This window comes from Novosphingobium sp. (assembly GCF_036733805.1).
GTDB lineage: Bacteria > Pseudomonadota > Alphaproteobacteria > Sphingomonadales > Sphingomonadaceae > Novosphingobium.
Genome location: NZ_DAIMZT010000127.1, coordinates 1 through 2852, shown reverse-complemented (window position 1 = coordinate 2852; position 2852 = coordinate 1). Strand labels below are relative to the sequence as shown.

Below are 2852 nucleotides of genomic sequence, written 5' to 3'. Positions count from 1 at the left end.
TGCTGGAACGCCCGATCAAGACGCTCGGCGTCTTCGACGTCAAGGTCGCGCTGCACCCCGAAGTCGCCGTCACCATCCAGGTGAACGTCGCCCGCTCGCCGGAAGAAGCCGATCTGCAGTCGCAGGGCGTCGACGTGATGGCCGACCTGTTCGAAAAGGACGAAGCGGGCTTCACGGAGGATTACGATCCCAACGCCGAACCGGGCGAAATCGCCGTGGAAGCCGAAGAAACCCCGGCCGAAGAAGCCTGAGTTTCTCTGCAACGGAACACGGAAAAGCCGCCCCTCACCGGGCGGCTTTTTTGTTGGTGGAGGGGCGGGAGTGAAGGCGGGTGGAAGGTAGTCAGTCCGATTCCTCAAAACCGTCGTTCCCGCGAAAGCGGGAACCCATCTCGCCTTCGGCAATCCACTCATGGGGCCAGATGGCTCCCCGCCTGCGCGGGGACGACGAAGTGGGGGGATAGGAGACTGACGGTTCACGGAAAGGCATAGCGCAATGGCGGTCATTTTACGGCGACGGAAAACCCCGCCTGCGAGATTGTCGGGCACTTTCACAATCCGACACTGTTTTCCGGGCATCACAACATATGCGTGATGGTGATACCCAGTCAGACTACCGAGGCATGCCTGATAATCATGTGATTTGCGTCAGGCGCAAGGCGTTACTTGTGTGTCCTGCGGTACTCGCGATAAACGCTTTCATCGACCTTGAGCGAAACCTTGCCATTGTGATCTGACCAACGCCCTAGGCACGACCATGCTTCGTCGGTGGTGCCGGGAGCAATCACCTTCAATACGGTATAACCGTATTGATCCTTCTCCTGGCGATAATGGATCGGGTTAGCACGACATGCTTTCATTGCCGCCGCCAGAGGTCGCGCCGCGCACTGCTGCTGGCGAGAGGCATCACGGTCATCAGCGGCATGCTGGATTAGCCAAGCTGTCAGCGGAACAAGGATCGCTAAGATGAGAGATGCATAGCTGGGGCGGCGAAAAAGACGGACTTGCAGCCATATTCCGACAACGATCAAGATCGCTTGCAGTCCATGCGCTGTTAGGGTGAAGCCGTCTCGTTCTTCGCAGGGAGCCAAGCCCAGCGAGGGGGCATACTCAAGAGCGAGCTTCCCCAAGACATACAAAATCAGCGGCGCGCCCAGCAGACCAATCATGCGAATGGCGATTCCATGCCAACCCTGTTGTTGGCCTTCGCCTATCTTCATTTCGATCCACCATGCCTAGATTTCTTCGTCACAACATTGCGTAACCGACAAACCACACGAAGGTATAGCGCCAACGAATTTCATCGCCGCACGACAATCAGGTGTTTCCTGCCGCCTGAGCCAGAACGCGCCTATTCAAACAGTTCCGAATGCGTGCCGGCGCGCACGAAGTTCACGAGATTTCCGTCAATCGTGTAGATCAGGAGGAAGTCGCCGCCGATATGACATTCGCGATGGTCGCTCCAGTCGCCCTTGAGGGGATAGTCCAGCCATTCCGGGCAAGGGGCGCGTCGTTGGCGATGGGCAGCATCATCGCTTCCTTGAGCTGTTTCATATTGTAGCGCCCGCTGCGCGATAGACGATCCCAATCCTTGACGAAGCGCTTTTCGCAGGCCGCCTCTCTTGGAAACGAAGCGCGCTTACTGCTGGCGGGCTCCTTGGTCGAGGACATCAAAGAGTTCCTTGGCGTCGGTGAAACGGGCGCGTCGTGCCTTCATCGTCGCGCGCGAAGCCTCGATCGCAGCGCGCGTCTCGGCATTCGGCACCTTCAGCTCGAACGGCAACGCATGATCCTTGGCAACCCGCGTCAGCGCATGCGGACCACATCCGAAACGGTCGGACCCAACTCGGCCAGCACGGCGGCGGCCTCGTCCTTCAATGCTTCGTCGATGCGCGCGCGCACAAAAGCGGTAGCGGCCATGTGAAAGCCTCCTTGATCAAGCCCGAATGTAGCTCAGTTGAGCAACAATTTAAACCATGCGCCTGCCGCGTTGCGGCACGTGGAGACGCTGGCACTCCCCACGCCCACCGAGAGGCTTGACCGCTTGAGTGCATTCTGACCGGATTTACGCAGAAATGCGTGGCTGATGTGCGGAAATCAGGCGAAATGCGGCGAACCGCCCTCAATCGCGCAGCGGTGGCCATTGGCGTTTGGTATGAATGATGGTGAGAACCCAAATGGTGTCGCCGTAAATCTCATAGACCAATCGGTAACTTCTGTGCGGCGTAAGTTCGCGAGTTCCGGACACTTCGCCTTCATGGCCAAGCATCGGGAAATCGGCAAGTTGGGCAACGGCCTCACTGAACAGGTCATCAATCCTGACGGCGGCAGCGCCATCGCGCGCCAAGAGATAGTCCCATATATCGGCGCGGTCCCGGCGCGCCTCCGGCGTCCAGAGAAGTTTCACGCTTGATTGGAAACACGCGCGCGGCGGTTGGCGAACTCCGCTTCAACTTCGTCATTGCCATAACCTCGGCCCGCCTGCATCGACGTGCGAGCCAGAGCCACCTTGCGCTCGACAAAGGCACTATGTTCACGCTTCATGCGTTGGCGTTCGACAAATTCCCGCATGAGTTCCCGCACGACCTGCGAGGCCGGTCGATGCAGGGCATCTGTCTCGGCCATGAAATCCGCCCGCAGATCAGCTTCCAGCTTCATCGTGAAAACGGCTTCCTTGGCCATGATTGCAACTCCGTTGAGTAATGACATAGTATATACATCATCACTACCATGATCGCAAGCGGGCGAGCGCCCTTCAAAAAAAACATCTGTGGATCATTCTAATGGAAATCCGGTGTTTTCCGGCAACGTCGGCTTTAAGGCGAGGCGCGATATATGCCCACCTATGCTCGA

At 57.9% G+C, this 2852-nt stretch carries 5 protein-coding genes and 1 pseudogene; 1 reads left to right on the top strand and 5 read right to left on the bottom strand.

The features are described 5' to 3' along the window. On the top strand, positions 1–251 hold a 251-nt coding region (locus V7D69_RS15745; RefSeq protein WP_333606302.1), incomplete at its 5' end, for a 50S ribosomal L9 C-terminal domain-containing protein. Between the two features lie 410 nt (positions 252–661). Here the strand turns inward: V7D69_RS15745 and V7D69_RS15740 are convergent. The 5 genes and pseudogenes from V7D69_RS15740 to V7D69_RS15720 form a co-directional block, all read right to left on the bottom strand. Beyond that, complete coding sequence (locus V7D69_RS15740) at positions 662–1219, bottom strand: hypothetical protein (protein WP_333606301.1); 558 nt, start codon at positions 1217–1219, stop codon at positions 662–664. Positions 1220–1350: 131 nt separating this feature from the next. After that, positions 1351–1587 (bottom strand): type II toxin-antitoxin system YafQ family toxin, encoded by a 237-nt coding sequence (locus V7D69_RS15735; RefSeq protein WP_333606300.1) that lies wholly within the window; start codon positions 1585–1587, stop codon positions 1351–1353. A 51-nt stretch (positions 1588–1638) separates the two neighbouring features. Continuing rightward, positions 1639–1919: pseudogene (locus tag V7D69_RS15730) on the bottom strand (type II toxin-antitoxin system RelB/DinJ family antitoxin). 202 nt (positions 1920–2121) lie between these two features. Then, positions 2122–2406 (bottom strand): type II toxin-antitoxin system RelE/ParE family toxin, encoded by a 285-nt coding sequence (locus V7D69_RS15725; protein ID WP_333606299.1) that lies wholly within the window; start codon positions 2404–2406, stop codon positions 2122–2124. Continuing rightward, positions 2403–2681, bottom strand: a complete 279-nt coding sequence (locus V7D69_RS15720; protein ID WP_333606298.1) for an antitoxin of toxin-antitoxin stability system — start codon at positions 2679–2681, stop codon at positions 2403–2405. The genes V7D69_RS15725 and V7D69_RS15720 overlap by 4 nt, the downstream gene beginning before the upstream one ends. Between the last annotated feature and the right edge of the window lie 171 nt (positions 2682–2852).

What these genes read in the sequence shown, in the direction of transcription:
- V7D69_RS15720 (WP_333606298.1), bottom strand. Translation starts at nt 2,681, where the DNA reads ATGGCCAAGGAAGCCGTTTTCACGATGAAGCTGGAAGCTGATCTGCGG.
- V7D69_RS15740 (WP_333606301.1), bottom strand. Translation starts at nt 1,219, where the DNA reads ATGAAGATAGGCGAAGGCCAACAACAGGGTTGGCATGGAATCGCCATT.